This window comes from Polaromonas sp. P1_E3, from assembly GCF_056405935.1.
On sequence record NZ_JBFUBD010000625.1, the window covers coordinates 1 to 1,163 of the forward strand.

Below are 1,163 nucleotides of genomic sequence, written 5' to 3' on the forward strand. Positions count from 1 at the left end.
GCTATATAAAGGGAAGTGTGACCGGCCGATGAACTAAATCAATCTGGAGGACTACATGTATCTTGGAATCGAACAAAATTCGGGACTAGTCTATGAGGGATCGGGTAATCCGGACATTCCATCTATCCCACTTCCCATAGTTACTCATGCCAAGTTGATCGAGAAGCCAGAAGATTGGAAATCGCTTCCTGGCGCATCCGAGAGGTTCGGGTGKATGTTTCGCGAAGMTTCGTTTGACGCTGTTACGCGAACGCGACGAGGCAGGTTATATGCGAAAAAAGAAGGAACGCAGCCGGAMATGCACACCGTTCCACAGCATCCCTATGATCGACCAGACCCTCAGTTCATTGGTGGTGCGAGACGGAAATCGATGTACGTCTATATGTCGTGTTTCGAACTGCTAAACATGCCAAATAACGGGCAAGGGCTGATATTGGCTCTCGGGTCTAGCCGCGGAGCATCGGCTTGGCTGATTGTCCAATGCGAGTCTCTATTTAACGGAACCGTCATGGTCACACTGAAGGCTTTGACCGCGTACGGGATCGTCCCTGAACTCCATGGGGAAAAAATCGATGAGCGATTTAGGACTTCTGTAACGCAAGCAGTCGCTAAAGTTGTTGACGCCGCGTTCAAAGAGTCCCCGGGCTCTGTTGTTGACCATTGCAAAGACGCCATGCAAGTCGTGATGTCGAGCTGGCTGGCACAAAACGGCGCCGAGGAAACGGTAATTGGCAAAGATATTGCGAAAACAGCTGAGCTCTTGGGGAAGGAGCCTCACGAGAAGTTTTGCGCGGCCAATCTCGGGAAGATCGCAGGGCTCTTGCACACGCGCAACAAGAGCAACGCCAAACTCGGAAAAGGCTATCGCTCGCTGGTGGAAGAGGATGCAGAGTTTGCACTTCAGTCGCTCGGTTTGACATTGCGCGAGCTAGGCTGGGCAAAAGGCGCTTGAGTCGGTTTCTGCTAGCTGCGCAGAAGCTCAAATCTCGCCGTGGCGCTACGTCCTTTGAAGAAATACAGGTGGTTCCCGCAAGCTCGATTTCAGCCTACTTTTGATTAGGCGCTTGGGCTGATCGACGCCATGCAAGTCGTGATGTCGAGCTGGCTGGCACAAAACGGCGCCGAGGAAACGGTAATTGGCAAAGATATTGCGAAAACAGCTG

General features: G+C 52.0%; 1 protein-coding gene. It reads left to right on the forward strand.

The window, feature by feature from the left end:
• Positions 1-508: 508 nt before the first annotated feature.
• A complete protein-coding gene (locus AC1D0Z_RS22295) occupies positions 509-952 on the forward strand; it encodes a hypothetical protein (RefSeq protein WP_477660328.1) in 444 nt (147 codons plus the stop codon).
• Positions 953-1,163: the final 211 nt, after the last annotated feature.

Excerpts from the sequence above, each read along its gene's own strand:
- AC1D0Z_RS22295 (WP_477660328.1), top strand. The coding sequence starts at position 509 with ATGGTCACACTGAAGGCTTTGACCGCGTACGGGATCGTCCCTGAACTC.